Origin of the sequence: Simiduia agarivorans SA1 = DSM 21679, assembly GCF_000305785.2 — a bacterium.
GTDB lineage: Bacteria > Pseudomonadota > Gammaproteobacteria > Pseudomonadales > Cellvibrionaceae > Simiduia > Simiduia agarivorans.
In genome coordinates, this window is the sequence record NC_018868.3 from 3,280,615 (window position 1) to 3,302,162 (window position 21,548).

Annotated in this window: 18 protein-coding genes and 1 riboswitch; of the genes, 2 read left to right on the plus strand and 16 right to left on the minus strand. The window is 56.3% G+C overall.

Going from position 1 to position 21,548, the window contains the following annotated elements; translation table 11 throughout:
- Positions 1–4 precede the first annotated feature (4 nt).
- The 5 genes from M5M_RS14820 to moaA form a co-directional block, all read right to left on the minus strand.
- The gene (locus M5M_RS14820) at positions 5–1,183 is read right to left on the minus strand and encodes a WD40/YVTN/BNR-like repeat-containing protein (RefSeq protein WP_015048307.1); all 1,179 of its coding nucleotides are present in this window, start codon (positions 1,181–1,183) and stop codon (positions 5–7) included.
- A gap of 190 nt (positions 1,184–1,373) precedes the next feature.
- Positions 1,374–2,063 (minus strand): TSCPD domain-containing protein, encoded by a 690-nt coding sequence (locus M5M_RS14825; protein ID WP_015048308.1) that lies wholly within the window; start codon positions 2,061–2,063, stop codon positions 1,374–1,376.
- A 2-nt stretch (positions 2,064–2,065) separates the two neighbouring features.
- Positions 2,066–4,213, minus strand: coding sequence for an adenosylcobalamin-dependent ribonucleoside-diphosphate reductase (locus M5M_RS14830; protein WP_016389655.1), 2,148 nt, complete (start codon positions 4,211–4,213; stop codon positions 2,066–2,068).
- A 196-nt stretch (positions 4,214–4,409) separates the two neighbouring features.
- On the minus strand, positions 4,410–4,955 hold the full coding sequence (moaB, locus tag M5M_RS14835; protein ID WP_015048310.1) for a molybdenum cofactor biosynthesis protein B: 546 nt from the start codon (positions 4,953–4,955) through the stop codon (positions 4,410–4,412).
- Between the two features lie 38 nt (positions 4,956–4,993).
- Positions 4,994–5,986 carry a GTP 3',8-cyclase MoaA gene (gene moaA, locus M5M_RS14840; RefSeq protein ID WP_015048311.1) on the minus strand — a complete coding sequence of 331 codons (993 nt, stop codon included), beginning with the start codon at positions 5,984–5,986 and terminating at the stop codon, positions 4,994–4,996.
- Positions 5,974–6,152, minus strand: a riboswitch (molybdenum cofactor riboswitch). It overlaps the preceding gene by 13 nt.
- 318 nt (positions 6,153–6,470) lie before the next feature.
- Between moaA and M5M_RS14845 the strand changes: the two genes are divergently transcribed.
- Positions 6,471–7,643 carry a thiolase C-terminal domain-containing protein gene (locus tag M5M_RS14845; protein WP_015048312.1) on the plus strand — a complete coding sequence of 391 codons (1,173 nt, stop codon included), beginning with the start codon at positions 6,471–6,473 and terminating at the stop codon, positions 7,641–7,643.
- A 49-nt stretch (positions 7,644–7,692) separates the two neighbouring features.
- Positions 7,693–8,436 carry an acetoacetyl-CoA reductase gene (gene phbB, locus M5M_RS14850; RefSeq protein ID WP_015048313.1) on the plus strand — a complete coding sequence of 248 codons (744 nt, stop codon included), beginning with the start codon at positions 7,693–7,695 and terminating at the stop codon, positions 8,434–8,436.
- A gap of 46 nt (positions 8,437–8,482) precedes the next feature.
- Here the strand turns inward: phbB and M5M_RS14855 are convergent, their stop codons facing one another.
- From M5M_RS14855 to M5M_RS14905, 11 genes are all read right to left on the minus strand, one after another.
- Complete coding sequence (locus M5M_RS14855; RefSeq protein ID WP_015048314.1) at positions 8,483–9,694, minus strand: polyhydroxyalkanoate depolymerase; 1,212 nt, start codon at positions 9,692–9,694, stop codon at positions 8,483–8,485.
- Positions 9,695–9,758: 64 nt separating this feature from the next.
- Positions 9,759–10,112 carry a phasin family protein gene (locus M5M_RS14860; protein ID WP_015048315.1) on the minus strand — a complete coding sequence of 118 codons (354 nt, stop codon included), beginning with the start codon at positions 10,110–10,112 and terminating at the stop codon, positions 9,759–9,761.
- A 139-nt stretch (positions 10,113–10,251) separates the two neighbouring features.
- Positions 10,252–10,692 (minus strand): polyhydroxyalkanoate synthesis repressor PhaR, encoded by a 441-nt coding sequence (gene phaR, locus M5M_RS14865; RefSeq protein ID WP_015048316.1) that lies wholly within the window; start codon positions 10,690–10,692, stop codon positions 10,252–10,254.
- Positions 10,693–10,758: 66 nt separating this feature from the next.
- Positions 10,759–12,486: a PHA/PHB synthase family protein gene (locus M5M_RS14870; RefSeq protein ID WP_016389660.1), complete on the minus strand. Its 1,728-nt coding sequence runs from the start codon at positions 12,484–12,486 to the stop codon at positions 10,759–10,761.
- A gap of 18 nt (positions 12,487–12,504) precedes the next feature.
- Positions 12,505–13,287 (minus strand): 3-hydroxybutyrate dehydrogenase, encoded by a 783-nt coding sequence (locus tag M5M_RS14875; protein WP_015048317.1) that lies wholly within the window; start codon positions 13,285–13,287, stop codon positions 12,505–12,507.
- Positions 13,288–13,415: 128 nt separating this feature from the next.
- Complete coding sequence (locus M5M_RS14880) at positions 13,416–14,294, minus strand: ABC transporter ATP-binding protein (protein WP_015048318.1); 879 nt, start codon at positions 14,292–14,294, stop codon at positions 13,416–13,418.
- 10 nt (positions 14,295–14,304) lie between these two features.
- Positions 14,305–15,300: an ABC transporter permease gene (locus tag M5M_RS14885; RefSeq protein WP_015048319.1), complete on the minus strand. Its 996-nt coding sequence runs from the start codon at positions 15,298–15,300 to the stop codon at positions 14,305–14,307.
- A gap of 99 nt (positions 15,301–15,399) precedes the next feature.
- Positions 15,400–16,749, minus strand: a complete 1,350-nt coding sequence (locus M5M_RS14890; protein ID WP_015048320.1) for a CmpA/NrtA family ABC transporter substrate-binding protein — start codon at positions 16,747–16,749, stop codon at positions 15,400–15,402.
- Positions 16,750–17,212: 463 nt separating this feature from the next.
- Complete coding sequence (locus tag M5M_RS14895) at positions 17,213–18,388, minus strand: alginate export family protein (RefSeq protein ID WP_015048321.1); 1,176 nt, start codon at positions 18,386–18,388, stop codon at positions 17,213–17,215.
- Positions 18,389–18,793: 405 nt separating this feature from the next.
- Entirely contained in the window at positions 18,794–19,987 is a 1,194-nt protein-coding gene (locus M5M_RS14900; protein WP_015048322.1) for an NnrS family protein, read from the minus strand.
- Positions 19,987–21,276, minus strand: coding sequence for an MFS transporter (locus tag M5M_RS14905; RefSeq protein ID WP_015048323.1), 1,290 nt, complete (start codon positions 21,274–21,276; stop codon positions 19,987–19,989). Before M5M_RS14905 ends, M5M_RS14900 begins: the two co-directional genes overlap by 1 nt.
- Positions 21,277–21,548 lie beyond the last annotated feature (272 nt).

The following is a 21,548-nucleotide window of genomic DNA, read 5'->3' on the forward strand; positions in this document are numbered from 1 at the left end:
TGTGTTATCCGAAGCGTACCGAATAAATCGGTGGGAAGTTGTTGCCCAGACATTGCCAGTGTTCACCGCCGTCGTCCGATAAATACAGATTGCCGGTGCTGCTGCCAAAGGCCAGGGTGTTTCCGCTGATGTCGAGCGCGTGGCGCAAGACGATATCGTAGGCGTTGGTTTGCGGCAGCCCTTGGGTGAAACGGGTCCAGGTTTTACCGCCGTCAGTAGTGCGGGCCACGCACAAGCCCTCGGCAAGCGCCATGCGCAGATCATCGCTGCGGGCAGGTACCACCCAGGCGATATTGCCGTCAGTTTCGTGCACGGCAACGGGAAAACCGAAATGCACGCCGTTATCCGGTTGCGAGACTTTACGCCATTGCTCGCCACCATCACGGCTGAAGAAAACGCCGCAATGATTTTGCTGCCATAAATACTCCGGCGCGCCCGGGCAGGCGGTCATGAAGTGTGGGTCGTGGCCCCATTCGGCCTCTGGATCTGGCATGTATTCCATGCGCAGGCCGCGATTGCGGGAGCGCCAGCTGTTGCCGCCATCGGTGGACTCCATCACGCCGGCGGTAGATATGGCTACGTACAAATGATCGGGATTGGTGGGGTTGACCACAATGGAATGGATGCCGGGCTCGAAAATGCCGTAGTCAATACTCGCCGGTGTGCCCGCCCAGGTGTTTTCACTGGTGGCGTCGCCGACAAATAAATCGCCGCCCCGGCTGGGGTGATTCCACAGAGGCCGGTTTAACGTCCAGCTATCGCCATTGTCATCGGAGACAAACAAACCACCTGGAATGGTGCCGGCATAGATGCGGCCTGGCTGACTGGTGTGACCAAAGGCCAGGTGCCAGATTTTATAAACCGCAGCGTTTGAATAGTTGTTTGCTTTAGGCTGCTCGTCCTCATCACCGGTGGGTAAAAATTTGGTGATATAACGTGCGCCTTCCGGGTACTTCAGCGAGGTGATGTCCTGCCAGCTTTTACCGTCATCTTCAGAGCGGGAGAGTTTCGGCCCCCAGTGGCCATGATCGAGGCAGGACCAGAGTGTGCCCGTGCGCGGGTCGCGGATGGCATAACACACAGGAATGCCCGCATGCTCAATGGTGCGTGGCCGCCAGCCTGAGGAAGTGTGGTCAAGAATAACCGTTCCCTTGCGGGTGCCCAGTAGAAGTGTCCGTGTCATGGCTGTCTCCAGAGCGGAGTGGAGCCATCAATGTAGAAGACTTGGGTGGGGTTGGCAATGGCGGGGCGAGCTGTGGTTGCGGAAGGTGTGGTGGAATGCGCTGCGCTTAATCCACCCTACATTCTGACGTAGGGTGGAATAAGCGCAGCGCATTCCACCTTCAAATTCCACCTTCAAATAATAGCCGGCATCAACCGCACTTGGAATTGCCGCAACTCAAACAGGTTTTGCAGCCATCCAGAATGATTACCGCTTTGGTGGAGCATTTGTTACAGAGCTCGGCCGAGGCCGGGTAGCCGGTTTCGCCGGCGGCGGCCTGGGTGGTGTTGCGGGCTTCGTATTCGGCGCGCTTTTCCGCCAGAATGGCTTTCTGGTGGTCGCTCATTTCGTCTGATTGCAGCAGGCCGATGGACTTCATGTGGTTTTCGATGGCTTCGCCGATTTCGGCAACCAATGAAGGCATGAAGCGGCCGCCGGATTTGAAGTAGCCGCCCTGCGGATCGAACACGGCTTTCAGTTCTTCCGCCAGGAAGGTGCAGTCACCGCCCTTGCGGAACACCGCCGAAATTACCCGCGTGAGCGCCACTACCCACTGGAAGTGTTCCAGGTTTTTGGAATTGATGAAAATCTCGAACGGGCGACGTACTTCGTGGTCGGTGCCCTGGTTCAGGATCACATCGTTAATGGTGATGTAGAGCGCGTGATCCGACAGCGGCGTTTTGATTTTGTAGGTGGCGCCAATGAGAATTTCCGGACGCTCGATATTCTCGTGCATCTGCTGGATTTCCGGGCCATTGTCTTCCGGTTTTTCAGTGGCTTCCACCTGGGGCTTGACCACTTTGAAGCCGGTGATTTTTTTGTCGATAGTCAGTTGTGTCATGGTCAGAATTTCCCGTAGTAGCCTTCTTTCAATGCATCGTAGAGGTTGGCGGCGGTGTGCTCTTCGCCGTCGTAGGTCACTATGTCGTTGCCTTTAAAGCGCACAGTGCTGCCATCTTCCAGCGTGAATTCATAGGTGGTGTTGGCCAGATCCTCTTCTTTTACCAATACGCCCTGGAAGGCTTCCGGGTTAAAGCGGAAGGTGGTGCAACCTTTCAGGCCCTTGGAGTGCGCGTACAGGTAAACATCTTTAAAGGTTTCGTAGTTGATGTCGCTCGGCACATTAATGGTTTTGGAGATGCTGGAGTCCACCCAACGTTGCGCCGCGGCTTGCACGTCCACGTGCTGTTCCGGTGTGATGTCATCACTGGTCACAAAGTAGTCGGGCAGCTGCGTGGCCGGGTCCTGGCTATAGGGCATGGCGTCCGGGTTGAACAGCTCGCGGTAGGCCAGCAGCTCGTAGGAAAACACATCCACTTTTTCTTTGGACTTTTTACCTTCGCGGATCACGTTGCGCGAATAGTGGTGCGCAAAGCTGGGTTCAATGCCGTTGGAGGCGTTGTTGGCCAGACTCAGCGAAATGGTGCCGGTGGGCGCAATGGATGAGTGGTGGGTGAAGCGACAGCCGTGCTCCACAATGGCCTCGATCAGTGCCGGATCTTCTTCCCCAATCAGTTGCATATAGCGTGAGAACTTGGCGTGCAGTACGCGGCCTTTGACCTTCTCGCCCAATTTGAAATACTGCTTGAGCTCGGGTTGCTTGTGCAACAGCTCGTGGGTGATTTCAAAGTCCTCGTCGAAAATTGGTGCCGCACCTTTCTCTTTGGCCAGCTCCACACCTTCGCGCCAGCCCGCCAGCGCCAGCTCTTTGCTGACCTGTTCGGTGAAGGCGATGGACGCTGGCGTGCCGTAGGGAATGCGCAGCATGGTGAGGGTGGAACCCAGGCCTAAGAAGCCCATACCGTGACGGCGCTTGCGTTGGATTTCGGCCTGCTGGCCGGGCAGCGCAAGGCCATTGATTTCCACCACGTTGTCGAGCATGCGGGTGAATATGCGCACCAGCTTGCGGAATCGGTCCCAGTCAAATCCGGCCTCGGGTTTGAATGCATCTTTCACAAACCGAGTCAGGTTCACTGAGCCCAACAGGCAGCTGCCATAGGGCGGCAAGGGCTGCTCGCCACAGGGATTGGTGGCACGGATGTCTTCGCAGAACCAGTTGTTGTTCATCTGGTTCACGCGGTCAATCAGGATGAAACCGGGTTCGGCGTAATCGTAAGTGGACGCCATGATCTGGTCCCACAAGCGGCGCGCGGGCATGGTGCGGAAAATACGGCAGGCCACTTCGCCCTGTGGGTTGCGCACAAATTCATCGTGCAGGTGGTCGAGCCGACGCCAGACCACTTTCTCACTGTCCTGCAAATCCACCGGATTGTTTTCCAGATCCAGGCGGGTCATGGGGAAGGACAGTTTCCAGGGCGCTTCGGCTTTTACGGCTTCAATGAAGTCTTCGGTAATCAGCAACGACAGGTTGAACTGGCGCAGGCGGCCGTCTTCGCGCTTGGCGCGGATGAAGTCCTGCACGTCCGGGTGATGCACATCGAAGGTGGCCATCTGGGCGCCACGACGGCCACCGGCGGAAGACACGGTAAAGCACATCTTGTCGAAGATATCCATGAACGACAGCGGGCCGGAGGTGTAAGCGCCGGCACCGCTTACATAAGCCCCGCGCGGGCGCAGGGTGGAAAACTCATAACCAATGCCGCAGCCCGCCTTCAGGGTCAGGCCGGCCTCGAGGTTCTTTTCCAGAATGCCCTGCATGGAGTCTTCGATGGTGCCGGAGACGGTGCAGTTAATGGTAGAAGTGGCCGGCTTGTAGGCCTGGGCGCCGGCATTGGACACAATGCGGCCGGCGGGGATGGCGCCGTTTTCCAGGGCCCAGAAGAATTCCTTCTGCCACTGCTTTTTGTTTTTCGGCTCCACCGCCGCCAGCGCTTCGGCCACCCGTTGCCAGGTACCGTGCACATCGGCATCGACCGGATTGTCCTGGCCGTCTTTGAGCCGGTACTTTTTATCCCAGATGTCTACCGAGGCCGGCTGCAGCGCCAGTTCGGCAATGCGGTCGGTGGGGGTGGCGTGTGAAGTGCTGGTCATGGTCTGTCCCTGTCTTTGTTCTGATGGGGTAAGAGTGCGGTAAACGCGTATTCTGCCACAATACCTAGTGGTGGGTAAGGTGGGTTTTGGCTATATGTGGGGTTTTTTGGTGACCGGCGGGACAGTGCTGGGGTATCGAGGGCTTGACCTTAAAGTACCAAGGGACCAGACCCCTTGGTACTTTGGGGTTAAGGAGTCAGTTTCGGCTGCTGCAGGGCGTACGCTTTGTGTGCTGGAGGTGCGGCACGAAATTGCAGGGGCCCTGGCGGGCGTCCAATTGGGCGCCGATGATCTCGTCCCAGGCGGTGCGGCAGGCATTGTTGGACCCGGGCAGGCAGAAGATCAATGTGCCGTTGGCCAAACCGGCGAGCGCGCGGGATTGGATAGTACTGGTGCCGATCTGGGCGTAGCTGATCTGGCGGAATAGTTCGCCAAAGCCTTCTACGGTTTTGTCGAACAGCGGCAGCATGGCCTCGGGGGTGGAGTCGCGGGCGGTGAAGCCGGTGCCGCCAGTGATAAGAATCACCTGCACATCGGCACGTGCAATCCAGGCAGAGGTCTGGGCGCGGATCTGGTACACATCATCGATCACCAGTGCGCGATCGGCCAGCTGGTGGCCGGCAGTGGTGAGCTTGTCGATCAGCAATAAGCCCGAGGTGTCGTTGTCAAAATTGCGGGTATCGCTCACGGTGAGTACGGCAATGTTGAGCGGTTCCAAGGTGTCGGCGGTTTGATGGCCCATGTTGAAGGATTCCTGTTTGTTAATTCCTGATTGCTGACTTACCCCCCCAGCATGGCCAGGTGGCGGGTATGGCCGGTGAGGCCTTCGGCCAGCCGGTGGCCGGCCGGTTTGAACTGCAAGCCTGCATGTATGGCCTCGGCGACAGCAGGCGGATTCTGCTTTTTGAGCAAAGGCCGCAGGTCTATTCCTTCATCACCGAACAGGCACGGATGCAGCTTGCCGTGCGATGACATCCGCAGCCGGTTGCAACTGGCGCAGAAGTTTTTTGAATAGGGCAGGATAAAACCCACGTTGCCGGCATAGTCGGGGTGGGTGAATTCCGCCGCCGGGCCGGCATCCTGGCCGCGCACCTTCTGAACCCAGCCCTCAGCTTTGAGTGCGTCCATGATGCTCTGGCCCGCAACGTGGTGTGCGCGGTAATACGCGGTGTTGTCTCCGGTATTCATCAGCTCGATAAAGCGCAACGTAATCGGCTCGTGCCTGACCAAATTAAAGAAGTCTTCCAGCTGGTCCAGGTTGTAGCCCTTGAGCAAGACCGTATTCAATTTGGTATTGCGCATGCCTAGTCGGTTGGCCAGCTGTAGCGCATCGAGCACCTGTTGAAGCTTGTCGTGGCCGGTAATCAAACGGAAAGATTCCGGTCTCAGACTGTCGGCACTGAGGTTCAGTTGATCCAGCCCCGCGTTAACATAGTCGGGAAGCTGGCGGGCAAGGCGATAACCATTGCTGGTCAGTGCCACCTTTTCTATCCCGGGTGTTTGTTTGCAGATCTGAATGATCTGCGCAAGATCTTTGCGCAAGGTGGGTTCGCCGCCGGTAATGCGCACTTTGCGTGTGCCACACAAGGCGAAGGCTTGCACCAGAGTTTCAATTTCTGACAGCGACAGTGGTGCGTCGGTGGTACTGGGGCAATAACCCTCGGGCAGGCAATAGTTGCAACGAAAATTGCATGCCTCGGTTACCGACAGGCGCAGGTAAGTAAAACGGCGATTGCTGCCGTCGCTGGCTATAAGCGGGTGTTGTCTTTGCATAGATGCCTTTCCAGGTTGGGAGGCAAAGGCGTTTCCATCTTTACCCTGAGAAGAGACTGCATCAATAACGGCCAGCCTTTTCTTTTGCGCACTTTTTTTGCGCATCGGCTGCAAAACCCTACGCGATAATGCGCTTAGGTGGTGCAGCTCGGCATGTCATCTATGGTGCATCTTTGCCGTGCGGTTGTGCATTCCCCACAGCTGGTATATGCGTGCGACTTTTCTACCCCCTTGTGGGTAGCTTTTCGCAGCCTGAAGCCACATTTCCCGCCGCACTCTGTACGTGTGAACCAGCGAAGGTTTATTTAGACGCCAATCGAAAGCCAAAAACTATCTTGTCAATTTACTGTCACTATGCTGGCTCAGACTTTGCAGTCACATACCTGAACGCAGTCCTGTTGGGTTGCGTCGTCTCTTGTTGTGTCTGTTCATTCGGCACCACAGAACCGAGGCATGTCTCCCCATTTCAAACGAGGTTTTTGCCATGGAAGCGGTTTACATTCTGAATGCCGGTCGGGTGCCGGCAGTGAAGTCAGACGAAGATGATGTTGCGCATTTAGCGGCTCGTGCTATCGCACCGCTGTTTGCAGAACAGGCGGCAGATCCCGCTGAAGTTACCGCGCTGTATGTGGGCAATATGCTGTCTGGCATTTTGTCCAATCAACAATTGCTGGCGCCGCTCATTGCGCAGCACGCGGGTCTCACGGGTTGTGAAGCGATTACGGCGGAAGCGGCCTGTGGCTCGGGTGCGGCGGCCATGCGCCAGGGCGTGATGGCCATTGCCAGCGGTTTCCATTCGTTGGTGGTGGTTGCCGGTGCTGAACAAATGAGCCGGAGTTCGCGCGATCAGGTGAGCCGCGGTCTGGCTACCGCCTCCTGCTGGGACAGAGAGGGCGGCCTGGGCGAAACGTTTATTACCCTTAATGCCCGCATCATGAAACGCTATATGGAACACTATGGCGTCTCGCGTTCGGCGTTCGCCCCTTTTGCGGTGTCGGCCCACAATAACGCGCAAAAAAATCACTGCGCCATGTTGCAAAAATCCATCACCACCGACGACTACGAGAGCGGGCGCATGCTGGCCGACCCTATCGGCCTGTTTGATGCGCCCCCCATTTGCGATGGCGCCTGTGCGTTGTTATTGGGCAATAAAGACATGGCCCGGCGTGCGCAGCGCATGGGATTGCCGGTGGTGAAAGTACTGGCGTCTACCTGCGCCACCGATCGGTTGGCACTGGAAGATCGCGATGACCCGCTCGCGTTGGCGGCGGCGCGCGACGCCTTTGCCAAAGCCTATCGCATCAGCGGGCTCACCAAAAACGACATCGATATATTTGAACCCCATGATGCCTACACGGTGATGACCGCGCTCAGCCTTGAGGCTGCAGGTTTTGCAGCCCCTGGTCATTCCACCAGCATGGCAGCGGAAGGAATGTTTACCAAAAATGGCGAGCTGCCCATCACTCTGTTCGGTGGCCTTAAGGCCCGTGGCCACCCTGTGGGTGCGACCGGCGTTTATCAGTTGGCGGAATGTTTTCTGCAGCTGACCGAGCAGGCCGGTGAATTACAAGTGCAGGGCGCGCGCATTGCCATGGCACAGAATCTGGGGGGCGCGGCGGGTAGCGCGTTTACCCATATTCTTGAGCGCGTGGCTTAACCGATATTTGAAAGAACTGTGAAATTATTTAACGAGCGAGGAAGAGATTATGATTGCAAAAGCACCCACCACTGATCGTCTGGCGCTGGTTACCGGCGGGACCCGGGGAATAGGTGAAGCCATCAGTATTGGCTTGCAGGAACAGGGCTATCGCGTATTGGCGAGCTACCAGCGCAATCAGGCGGTGGCCGATGAATTTTCGGCGCGTACCGGTATCCCGGTGTTCAAATTTGATGCATCGGATTTCGATGCTACAGAGCAATCGATTCGCACTATCGAAGCCGACATGGGCCCGGTGGAAGTACTGGTAAACAATGCCGGCATCACCCGCGATGGTGTGTTGCATAAAATGACCCCGCAGAACTGGCAGGATGTGATCGAAACCAATCTTTCATCCTGTTTTTACACTTGTCATGCAGTGATCGCCGGCATGCGTGAGCGTCGCTTTGGCCGGATAGTGAATATCAGCTCTATCAATGGCCTGGAGGGCCAGTTTGGCCAGACCAACTACGCAGCGGCGAAGGCGGGCATGTGCGGTTTTACCAAGTCGCTGGCGAAGGAATCGGCCCGCTACGGCATCACCGTGAATAGCGTTGCGCCAGGTTATGTGGATACAGACATGGTGCGTGCCATTGCACCAGAAGTGCTGCAAAAAATTATCGACAAAATTCCCGTGGGCCGATTGGCCAAACCCGAAGATGTGGCGCGCTGTGTGAATTTTCTGGTAGCGGATGATGCGGACTTTATTACCGGAACTACCCTGTCGGTAAATGGTGGGCAGTATATGAGTTGATAGAAGATTTCTGGTTTCTGGTCTCAAAGGACCAGAAACCAGAAATTCAGCTGTACTTATTAATAAACTCCGTAATCAACGGTCGGATATGCATCCTGAACTTCGAGCCACTGAAAATCCCGTAGTGCCCCGCGCCCTCTTGTAGATGGTGTTTGCGCTTTTTCTTGGGAATGTTCTTGCACACGTCCTGCGCCGCTTCAGTTTGACCGATGCCGCAGATGTCGTCGTTGGCGCCCTCCACGGTGAGTAGCGCCGTGTCGGTGATGTTGAGAAAGTCCACCGGCTTGCCGTGGTAAGTGGTGGCATTGCGGGCGATTTCGTTGTGGTGGAATACCCGCTCGATGGTTTCCAGATAGAACTCGGCCGGAATATCGAGCACCGCCATGTATTCATCATAGAAAGCGCGGAAGCGGTCGGCGTCTTCCTCTTCACCGAACATCAGGTTCTGGTAGAAGTTGAAGAACTTTTTCACGTGGCCGTCCATGTTCATGCTGAGAAAGCCGCCCAGTTGCAAGAAGCCGGGGTACACCCTGCGGCCCTCCCCCGGGTAACCTTTGGGCACCGTCATGATCGCGAAGTTGCGGAACCAGTCGAGCGAATGCTCTTGCGCGTAGGTGTTTACCCGGGTGGGATTTTTGCTGCAGTCGATGGGGCCTGCCATTAGCGTGAGTGACTTGGGCGTGGCGGAGCTTTTGCGCTCGGCCAGCACGGCGGTGGCAATCAATGCTTGCACGGTGGGCTGGCAAATCGCCACCACGTGGGTGTTTTTGCCCAGGTGTTCGATAAAATCCACCAGATAGTCCACGTAGTTGTCGAAACTGAACTCGCCTTCCTCCATGGGGATTTCCCGCGCGTCCAGCCAATCGGTAATGTACACCTCGTGATCGGGCAGCAGTGCTTCAACCGTGCCGCGGGTGAGTGTGGCATGGTGACCGGACAGCGGTGCCACCAGCAGTACCTTGTCGCTTTCTTCCAGACCGCGGCGTTTGAAATGCATCAGATTGCAGAAAGGTTTTTCCAGTTCGATGCGTTCATATACACCCACGCGTTTATTGTTCACAAACACTTCTTTGATGCCGAAGTCCTGCTTTTCATAACGCTGGGTCATGCGCAGCCCAAGTTCCAGGCCGGCATGTACCGCGCGCCCGGGCGGGGTGTGGATGAGCGGATTCTGATCGGCCAGCTGTTTTACCAAGCGCAGTGATTCATGCCACACACGCAGGCCGCTGGCGTAGGTTTCGAAGGTTTGATAACGCATGGTAGGGCTCCTTGGGGCGGGACCCGGAGGGCAGGCTCCATAGCGGAGCCTGCGTGTCGCTTGGTTAGCTGGCCTTGGTGGCGGGCTTGGCTTTTGCCGGCGCGGCCTGAGAAAACATGTCTTTCCAGGTTTCAGCCGCTTGTTCCTGCGCTTCCGACAAAATGCTGTAAGCATCTTTGGCGGCGGTGGTGAGCTTTTCCTGCATGCCTTCGGCAAAAGACTTGTTCGCTTCCATGTAGCTGTTCAGGTCTTTATGCGACGACAGGGTTTTGGTGTAGCTCATGGTGTCGTTTACCAGCCCGCTCACCAGTGCGGTGTTGTGCTGGGTGAGTTTTTCAAAGGTCTGGATATTCATGGCCAGCAGGCTGTTGGCCGGCTTCATGGCGGATTGGAACTGCTCGGTGATTTGCTCAAACATAGCCTTGCTCCTGATTGTCGGATCTATCCGGGATTAATTTTGCTGCACTGCAGCATGTGTTCGTTTAGATTAGGTGCGGGCTGAACAGAAATCAAGCAGTTTTTGCTGCATCGCAGCAAAATAATTCGGGACTGGTGCGTCAGTCCTTTTTGGGCGGCTGCTGGCCCGGCCAGAGCGGGTTGGCTTGCTGCATGAACTGGTTGAACAGACCCATGGGGCTGTTGTTCACCATCTGTTTCATGAAGCCGTCAATGGCATCTTGCTGGTCCAGGAAATGGGCCAGGCTCATTTCCAGGTATTGCCGCACAAATGCCTGCATATCGCTGTCATAGAAGCGTATCAGCTGCATGAGCAGGGTATTGGTCAGCAGCGACTGCTGATCGGTACTTTCCTGCTCGGCGATAATCTGCAACAGCAGGCTTTTGGTGACATCCTCGCCGGTTTTGGAATCCACCACCTGAAACGCCTTGTGACTGTTGATCAGGGCCTTGATGTCATTCAGGTTCACGTACTGGCTTTGGCTGGTGTCGTAAAGCCGGCGGTTGGGGTACTTTTTAATGATAATCACGTTCGCGCTCATGCTGTTTGCTGCATCACAGCATAACGCGCACCGGCCCCGGGCGCCAACGCCGGGGTTATCAGTCCCTTACAAGCGCTTCAACACATACCGCCCCGGCGCCTCAGTCAGTGGCGGAAAGAGACCGTTGCCCGGTTCCCGTGCCGGGGTTTTCTCGTTGCATTGTCCGGTCAGCCATTCAGCCCAGTCGGGCCACCAGGAGCCTGCGTGGGATGTGGCCTGCTGCAGCCAGTCCTCGGGCTTCAGACTATCAGCCCGGCTCAGCGGGCCGGCACAGTAGCCGTATTTTTGCAGGGCCGGTGGGTTGATCACGCCGGCAATGTGGCCCGAACCGGCCTGTACAAAGCGGGTAGGGCCGGTGAGCAGGCGGGCGCTGGCGTAGGCCGCCTGCCATAAAACAATGTGGTCTTTGGCGGCGCCCAGCACATAGGCCGGGGTATCGATCATGCGCGGGTGGCACAGTGTGTCGCCCACCATCAGACCTCCGTTGTTCACAAACGGGTTATCGCGATAAAACCGCTTAACGTAGCTGTGAAAAATCTGCTCGGTGAGATTGGTGCTGTCGCTGTTCCAGTACAGCAAGTCGAACGCCGGTGGTGTTTGCCCGTGCAGATAATTATTGATGAACGTGGGCCAGTACAAATCATTTTCGCGCAGGAAGTTAAAGCTGGTGGCCAGTACCCGGCCATCGAGTAAACCGCGGCTTTCTACCAACGGTTCCAGGCTTTCGAGCATGGGCGAATTCAGGTAATGACCCAGGTCGCCCGGTTCGGAAAAATCCAACAGGGTGGTGAGCAGCGTTATGCTCGCCAACGCCTCGCGTCCCTGTGCCCGCAGCCAGGCCTGGGTGGCGGTGAGCAGGGTGCCGCCAACGCAATAGCCGGCGGCGTGAACTTTTTCTGTACCGCAGATTTCGCACACCACCTCCAGTGCGGTGAGCAGTCCCTCCTGCATATAGTGCTCAAAGCCCAAATCACGGTGTTGGCTTTCCGGGTTGGCCCAGGACACCATAAACACGGTAAAGCCCTGATCCACCAACCAGGCCACCAGCGATTTTTTTTCGTTCAGATCCAGAATGTAGTACTTGTTGATAAACGGCGGCACGATCAGCAACGGGGTTTTATACACCTGCTCGGTGCGGGGTGCATATTGGATCAGTTCCATCAGTGCATTGCGATACACCACCTGCCCTGGCGTGGCGGCTACGTTTTTACCCAACGCGAAGCCGCTGTCGTCAACCTGGGAAATACGCAATGCCTCAAGCGGACTTTTTTGCAGATCGTTCAACAGATTAGTCAGCCCTTTTTGCAGGTTTTCGCCCTGCTGCGCCACCGTTTCGCGCATCACTTCTGGATTGGACCAGGCGAAATTGCCGGGGGCCATGGCGTTGATCAGTTGGCGAGCATAAAAACGCCAGTGCTTTTCTTCTTCCGCATTGTCGAAGCTCACCGCATCCAATTGCTGGGTCAGCAGGCGTGCATTGGTGAGGTAGGTCTGGCGCAAAAAACTGTACAACGGCTGTTGATGCCAATCTGCATCGGCAAAGCGATGGTCGCCGGCATCATCCGGTACCAGCTCGGGCATGTGTTCCTGTTTCTGCAGCGCCTGTGCAAGTGCGCCGCAGAGCGCTGTGTGCTGTTGCAGTGCCTCGGTTTGTAACCTCAGCCATTGGTCAATGTCCACGTCCGGTTTGGGCGAAAACGCCGGTGACGGCGGGTATTGGCCGATGTGCGCCTGCATTTGCTTGAGCGCTTGCTCGGTCAGCTGGGTAAACAGCTCGCTGAAATTGACGTTCATAGCCGTGTTTCCTCTCACTCATCGGGCGGTCCAGCCGCCATCCAGTACCAGGGTTTGCGCCGTCATGTTGCGGGCGGCCGGGCCGATCAGGTAATCCACTGCGCCACAGAGTTCATCTGTGCCAATAAACGATTTTTTAGGCATTGGCTTTAACATGATGTCGTTAATGACCGCCTCTTCGCTGATACCGTGACTTTGGGCCTGAGCACTAATCTGTTGTTCCACAAGCGGTGTTCGCACATAGGCCGGGCACAGGGTGTTGATAGTGACATTCCGCTCGGCGGCTTCGAGCGCAATGGTTTTGCTGAAACCAATCAGGCCGTGCTTCGCTGCCACATAGGCGCTTTTGTAGGGGGATGCCACCAGTGCGTGGATGGAGCCGATGTTGATAATGCGGCCGTAGTTCTGCGCATACATGCCGGGCAGAAAGGCGCGGGTCATCATGGCGGGGCCAGTGAGCAACACATCGATGAGCGTGCGAAAGCGTTGACTGGGGAAATCTTCAATGGGCGCCACGTGTTGCAGGCCGGCGTTATTGATCAGCAAGTCCACCGCGCCAATCTTGTCCGCTATTTGTGTAATTTGTGCTTCATTGCTCACGTCCAGTGCATGTGCCTGAACCATGCCAGCAAGGTTGGCCGCGGCAGCCTCAGCGGCTGCCAGTGAAATGTCGGTCAGATGCACCTGAACATTTTGTGCAGCCAGATGCCTGGCAAGTGCCAAACCTATGCCGCTGGCGGCGCCGGTGATCAGTGCGCTTGTGACCTTTGTTTGCGTACGGCCTTGCGAATCAGTTGGCATAGCGTCCTACTCCTCTCGGGTGCAAGAATCTTTCGAATACTACTCCACTACATATGACAGGATTACGAAAAAGACCGGCACCGGCGTTTTACTTGCGTTAACGCCGTGCCGGTACAGAGGCAAACCGGTCAGGCGACGGCCCGGATTTTTTTGTCTTCGGCCTTTTCAGAGCTGGTTTCTGGTGTCGGCTTTTTCTGTGCCGGATTACTGTGACGCTTGTGCAGGAATTCCAGTACTTCGGCGCGGTAACGGTTGTATTCGGCATCTTTGGCCATTTCCAACCGATCGCGTGGGCGCGCGAGGTCTACCTGCAGTATCTCGCCGATGGTGGCGGCCGGCCCGTTGGTCATCATCACAATGCGATCGGACAGGAGTACCGCTTCGTCCACGTCGTGGGTGATCATGATCACGGTACTGTTCAGCTCGGATTGGATTTCAATCAGTGAGTCCTGCAGGTGGGCGCGGGTCAGCGCGTCGAGTGCGCCAAAGGGCTCATCCATCAATAGCACCTTCGGTTCCATGGCCAGAGCGCGGGCAATGCCAACGCGCTGCTTCATGCCGCCGGAGATTTCATCGGGGCGTTTGTGCATGGCGTGTTCCATGTGCACCAGGCGCAGGTTGTGTTCAATCCACTCTTTCATTTCGGCTTTCGATTTGGTGCCTTTGAATACCTGATTCACCGCCAGCTCCACATTCTGGTAAGCGGTCAGCCAGGGCAGCAGGCTGTGGTTCTGGAACACCACCGCGCGCTCGGGCCCCGGTTGGTTCACTTCTTTTTTGTCCAGAATGACACCGCCCTCGGTGGCCTCGTACAAGCCAGCAACGATATTCAGGACGGTGGACTTTCCGCAGCCCGAGTGGCCAATCAACGAGATAAACTCGCCTTTAGCGATACGCAGCGACACGTCGTTCAGCGCACGGAAAGGCCCGTTCGGGGTGGGGAAGTCGATGCTCACATTCTCAATGGAAAGGTAGGCGTTTTCTGCATTTTTCTGTTCAACTGTCATTGTATTTCTCCTAACGCAGCGCGGCGCTCTTGTCCCAGCTCACGGCTTTCTGCAAAGCCAGCATGCCGCGATCCAACATGAATCCGATAATGCCAATGGCGAACACGGCAACCATAATGCGCGCCAGCGACTGGGAAGAACCGTTCTGAAATTCGTCCCATACAAACTTGCCCAGCCCCGGGTTCTGCGCCAGCATCTCAGCGGCAATCAATACCATCCAGCCCACACTTAATGACAGGCGAAGGCCGGTAAAAATGCCGGGGATGGCGGAGGGAATGACGATTTTTCGGATGTGTGTGAAGGCTGGCAGGCGTAGTACTTTACTGACGTTAATCAGGTCTTTGTCCACGCCCGATACCGCCACGGTGGTATTGATCAATGTGGGCCACAGGCAGCACAGCGTGACCGTGATGGCCGATACCAGAAAGGATTTTTCCAGCCAGGGATCATCGCTTACATAAAGCGCGGATACCACCATGGTCACCAACGGCAACCAGGCCAGTGGTGACACGGGCTTGAACACCTGAATCAACGGATTTACGGCGTTATAGAAAGTGGCCGAGAGCCCGCACACGATGCCTGCCGGAATGGCGAACAGCGACGCAATGGCAAAACCCACAAACACGGTTTTCAGACTGGTAAAAATCTGATCGATAAACGTGGGGCGGCCATTGTAGGTGCGCCATTTCACCTCGGCATCCGGGTTCTTTTCCAGTTTTTTGGCATTGCGGGCATCCTGCCGCTCATAGAAAGCGGTTTCTTTGCCGCGCTCTTCGCGGTGTTCGGCCCACAGGGATTTCGCCTGTTCGGTCACCTGCACCGGACCGGGTAATTGGCCCAGGCTGGTATTGATCTGTGCAGCCGTGATGTGCCAAAGACCCAGAAATAAAATCAGGGTAATGAGTGTGATGAGCGCCTGCCGGATAGGGCCGGTGGCGGGCGAGCCACCCAGCTCGCGCAACCAGCTGAAAAAGCCGCTTTTGGTACTGATTGATGCGGATGTCATTGAATTTGCCTCCAGTAGTGGAAAAATCCCTGCTGTTTTCGCTCTTCCTTGCGCGCCGGTTGAGCAGTGAACACCGCAGGGTGTTCACTGCTGCCCGGATTACAGTTTGTCTTTCGCTTTCAGGCCGATGCTGAATTGTTCCAGGTACGCTGTGGGCTTGGTGCCGTCATACACTACGCCGTCAATGAACTCTTTTTGCGGTGCCTTGAAACCGGTCTCGCTGTCAGACGGGAAGTCTGTGGCTGCCATCTTGCCTTCTGCTACCAGCTCTTTGGCGGCCTTCATGTAGATGTCCGGACGGTAAACTTTTTTGGCGATATCCATGTACCAGCTGTCGGGCTTGTGCTCGGCAATCTGGCCCCAACGACGCATTTGGGTGAGGTACCAGATGGCGTCGGAGTAGTAGGGATAGGTGGCGTTGTAGCGGAAGAATACGTTGAAGTCGGGCACTTCGCGCTTGTCACCTTTTTCATACTCAAAGGTGCCGGTCATGGAGTTGGCGATCACATCGTAGTCTGCGCCCACATAGTAAGGCTTGGACAAAATTTTCACCGCTTCCGGCCGGTTGGCGTTGTTATTCTCATCCAACCACTTGGCCGCACGGATCAGTGATTTCACCACGGCGATATGGGTCTCCGGGTATTTCTCCGCCCAGTCTTTGCTTACGCCAAATACTTTTTCCGGATTGTTTTTCCAGATTTCGTAGTCGGTGATGACCGGTACGCCAATGCCTTTGAATACCGCTTGCTGGTTCCAGGGCTCGCCCACGCAGTAGCCGTAGATGGTGCCGGCTTCCAGGGTGGCGGGCATTTGCGGTGGTGGCGTTACGGACAGCAAGACGTCGCCGTCAATCTGACCCGAGGTGTCGCCTTTGTGCGGTGCATAGTAGCCCGGGTTGATGCCGCCGGCGGCGAGCCAGTAGCGCAGCTCGTAGTTGTGGGTAGACACGGGAAATACCATGCCCATGTTGAATGGCTTGCCTTCGTCCTTGTATTTTTCAATAACCGGCTTCAGGTAATCGGCTTTAATGGGGTGTACCGGCTTGCCGTTTTCATGGGGAATGTTCTTTTTCATTTCTTCCCACACCGCATTGGATACGGTGATGCCGTTGCCGTTCAGGTCCATGCTGAAGGCGGTGACAATGTGCGACTGGGTGCCAAAACCGATGGTGGCGCCCAGAGGCTGGCCCGCCAGCATGTGAGCGCCGTCCAATTCGCCGGTAATCACCCGGTCGAGCAGAACTTTCCAGTTGGCTTGCGCTTCCAGTTCAACAAACAGGCCCTCTTCTTCAAAGAAACCTTTTTCCAGTGCAATAGCCAGTGGCGCCATGTCGGTGAGTTTGATGAAGCCAAACTTCAGCTCATCTTTTTCGGGTTCGGCGGCAACAGCCCCCTGAAACGCACCCAGACTCACGGCAAGGCCCAGCAGCAGGGATTTAGCTTTGTTCATGATTCACTCCTGTGGTTTTTGTGATTTTGTTGACAGGAGTAATACAAGTGCTGTGCCAGTTTTCAGCTTTTCCTTATGGGTAATGAGGTTTTTGGCAATCTTCACCGACTTGGTGCATAAATTCGGGGTTGGTTGATTTTTGGTGCGTAAAATCGTACGTACCCAGGCCGTCACTGATTGGTTTTGGTGCCGGTGTGCACCAATGTATTCACGAGCGCTGCTGGGTGTGCACTGTTTGTGGTTGAGTGGGAGATAATTTGGTGCGCAGGTAGGAGGTCAGTTCACCTATAAGAATCGGTTATTTCCGTGTTGGCAGTCGGTCATTGCTCCCTCCAAAACCGACATTCCTGCCCTCCATGGCAGTCATCGCAAACCCGCCATCCGTGACTCCTGTTTGCATACATACCCTCCTTGGCAATAAAAAAGGCTCCCGAGGGAGCCTTGTTATCCGAGGAGGATAATTTTACAAAGTGATCTGAACTTGTAGCCAGATTTTCTGGGTATCGCTTGAGAAATCGTCGGCGCTGTAGTCGGCGAACTTAAGCAGGGTTTTTACCTGCTTGTTGATCGCGTAGGCGGCGGTGAAGTCCCATTCAGTCCCGTAGCTGGCGCTGCCTTCTACAGCCTGGAAGTCATGGTAGGTTAATGACAGCGCAACAGGGCCTGCTTTGCCACTCACACCGGCGTAAAGATCCTGTACGCCATTAGCGGGGGTGCCAAGGAATTTGTCGGCAAAGCCCTGGAACTTGTGTCCGGTAGCCAGTGGTGTCTGGAAGCCTTTCACGCCGCCATCTGAACCGAGAATTTCAGCGCCGACGGTGGCGGTAACCACGTTGAAATCGCCGCTGGCTTCCAGCAGCAGATAGTCGGTGCTGTAGTCCACGGGGGCATCGCCGGTTTCAGACTGGGTGGCGTAGCTGCCGGTCAGGCCAACGGGGCCGAATTTGCCCTGATAACGCAGGCCCAGTGTCTGGTTGTTAAGTGCCGCGGCGTCGTCAAAATCCATGCTGTAAAAGAAGCCGGTAAGTTTGTGCGCGTCGCTGATTTTCCAGCCGCCGTTGGCCAGATGAACGTCACCGCGCAGGGTGGCACCCGCGCCACTTGGGCCGAAGATGCGGTTAACCTGGCTCACGTAGCTGTATTCTGCGCTGAAGGCATCCTGACCAAACTGAAGGCGGGCGCCATCATAGGTTTGCTCGTTCTGGCGCCAGGCCACACCACCTACGAAACGCTGATCATCCAGCACAATGCGCTGACGACCGCCAGTGGCTGTGAAGCCGCCGGCACTGTATTTTGCGTAAGCCTGGTTCAGGTCCGTGCCGCGTGGATCTGCCACAACGGGGTAGTCAGTCTTGCCGTTGCTGGTTGAATTGAAGTCGGTGGTGAGATGACGGACATCGTCAAATTCCAGACCGAAAGAAACGCCGCCCACGGTGCCGGTGGTTAAAGAGAGGCGAGTACGGAGTGTATTGGCATTGGCATCTTCGGCCTTGCCATCTTCTTCCACGCCTTCGTAGCGGTAACGCAGATCAACGTTGGCGGTACCGTCTTTCACCAGTGTTTCGAATGTGGAATCGGCGTGTGCAACAGTGCCAGTGCAGGCGGCGGCGATGGCCAGCGGTAAATACAGTTTTTTCATATCTCACTCTCTTTTTTTTACCAATGATGTTTGGTGGTCATAGACTAATGCTGTTTTTCGCCCGGTCAGTTGATGTGTATCAAGCGGCGGCGCGGGTTACTTCCCCAGAGAACTTTAAGTAACACCTTGTAGGTAACAAATACTGTGCCAAATCTATTCAAGGGGAAGTAGTCGGGTCTGATGCTGTGTTGTTTGGTGCCTTAATCACAGGGGTTTTTTGTGTGAGGCGCCTTATGCTGCCTGCCCGGTGTGACAGTTTGAGCGTTGAATGCTTCGGGGCTGAAGTGCCCTCCGAGTGGCACCGATAATGTGCAGCCACCCGTAAATGTGCTCCATCTGGTGCAGCATTCGTGGCGCGACTTGGGGCAAAGGGCGCCATGTTGGGCGAGACTGGTGCACAAAAAATCAACCGGGTTTGCCATCCAAACGCGCGCGCGTGAGCATGGGAAAGTAGCCGATACAGAAAATCCCGTAGCCAAACAGCCAGGCGATGGTCGCCATCGACAGCCACAGTAAGTACTGCGAAGGCCACAACCACACCGCCAATACTCGGGCTGTGGCGGCGAATAGCAGCGCGGCAAAAGCGAACGACATCCAGCGGGGGGCGAGCAGCGGTCTGCCCGTATGGCCCAACGCGACGCGGGCCATCATGGCCAGAATCATATTGCCCATGGCGCCAGCAAACAGCGCGTGCATGGCGGTGCTTTTACTGATGGGCAGCAGGCCGACGGGCGCAAGATAGTGCCAGGCCAATAAAAGAAACAGTACCGGCAAGCACCAGAACGCCAGGTGCAAGGACCATAACAATGGCACCCGCAAAGTAACCCGGAAACGCAAGCGGAAGAGCCGGGCACTGTGTGCCAAGCCCACCAGCGATGCCAGGCCGCCATTGAACCAGGTTGGTAATTGGTTGGCCACGCCGCTGCCCTGCAGTAAGACCAGCGCGAGGGTCAGGCCGATGCAGGTAAGCTCCAGCCAACGCAGGTTTTCCACCCGCGGGGTCTGACTGCCGTTGGCGGTAAACATGGGCAGAATGCGACCACCCAGCACGGTCATGATAAACACCACCATCCAGGCTGCGAGATAAACACCTTGCAACGCCAGGCTCGGATCACCTTTGGCAGCGCCCCAGTGTGACAGGGCATTGCCCAGCGTCATCACCAACAATACCGGCACAAACATCAGGTTGCGGAATTGTCTGGCTTCGATCACCGGGCTTGCCAATCGCCAGGCCGCGAGCGGCAGAAACAGACAGTCGACCAGCGCAGTAAAAACGGTGGGCAGATTAAGTGCCATGGCCAGTCGCCCGGCCAGCCAGACCAACACCAGCAGCGCCAGCAGGGGACCGCGCGTACCGATGATGCCGGTCCAGTTTTGTACGGCGGTCAATAGAAAGCCCACCACAATCGCCATCACAAACCCAAATACCATCTCGTGGGCATGCCAGAACAGGCCGCCGCCATAGGGGGTGAAATCGAGATGCCCGGTCAGGTTGGCGGTCCATAAAACGATGGGAAAAAGACTGAACGCGGCGCCCAATAAAAAGAAGGGGCGAAACGCCAGTCGAAGCAGTGGGATGGGTAATGCGTCTTGTGACATCAATCCTGTTCCAGAAAATTATGGCTCTGTGCAAACCGCAGGCGTTGCTGAAAGCGGTCGGCTTTGTTGGCAAAAAACATCACCACCATACACAGCGCCAGAACACCGTAGAGCACCATAAAGCAGACGCTGTAAATGCCCACCAGATCCACGGCCAAACCGAATACGATGGGCAGGGTGCAGCCGCCGAGCGCGCCGAGTGCGGCCACAAAGCCGCCCACTGAGCCCATGGCGTTGGGGTAATAATCATTGATGATTTTATACACGCTGGCGCGACCAAATCCCTGCGCAATGCCAATCACAAAAATCAGCCAGGAAAAAAACCACACATTCACTTCCAGTGTCAGGTGCACGTCGCGGTCTACGCCGTGAATGGTCATGGTGGTGGGTGGGTAGCTCAGAAAGAACAGACACACCAGACACAGCCAGAACACATTCCAGTTCACCGCGCGGCCGCCATAGCGGTCGGCAAACCAGCCGCCCAGTGCGCGCACCATGCTGGAAGTGGTGGCGAAAAACAAGGTAAAGGCCATGGCCTCGGCATCGGTGAGTCCATAGGCGTTCACGTAATATTGTGGCAACCACAGTATCAACGCGAGAAACGAGCCGAAAACGAAGTAATAGTAGAGGCCAAAGCGCCACACTTGCGGATTTTTCAGGCTCGCCATTTGCGTTTTCAAGCTGGGACGTTCGTCTTGTTTGCGCGCCCGCTGGCGGGCAATGGCATGCACGGGTGCGGCCAGCGCAAACAAAAGAATCATCAACAGCATACCCAATGCGTAAAACCAGCCGAGCGAATCCCAGCCAAATTGCGCCACCAGAATCGGCGCCAATGCCAGGGTAATGGCGGCACCGGCATTACCTGCGCCGAAGATGCCCAGCGCGGTGCCCTGTTGGTTGCGTTCAAACCAGTCGGTGACATAACGGATGCCGAAGGTAAAGGATGTGCCGGAGATACCCAGCCATAACCCGAGCAAGACAAAGTGCGCCAGCGATTCGGCAAACGGCAGCATCAACAGCGGCGGCAGGGTCAGCGCCATTTGCCATAGCCACAGCTTGCGGGCGCTGTGTCGGTCGGCCAGCAACCCGGCCGGAATCCGCAACAGCGCGCCGGTGAGCATGGGCGAGGCAAAGAACAAGCCCAGCTCGGTGGCGGATAAATGCAAGGTGTCCTGCAGATCCAGCCCGATTACCGCATAGAGTACCCAGACGGAAAAATTGGCGGCAAAGGCCAGCGTGGCCAATGCGAGTGCGCGCCGGGCGCCGGGTGTGGAGTTGGATTTTGCCATGGCCCCAATGTCTCTCAGTCATTCAATCTTACGGCTTCCACCTTATCGAAGCGGGGCGTCGGGCTCCATCGACTATCCCCAACGCGCCAGCGTGACCCGGGCCGCTACCCCCGAAGTGGTAGTGCCGTCGATGGTGTCTGGTGTGGCGGTCAGATCGGGCGTTTCCGAAGGGGTAGTAAAGGGGGTAGTCACACACGCACGGCCGCCGTGTCTGCGGCCTGCGCTTGATGCAGGTCAATATCCCGAAGTGATGGAAAGCGACACTGAGCGGG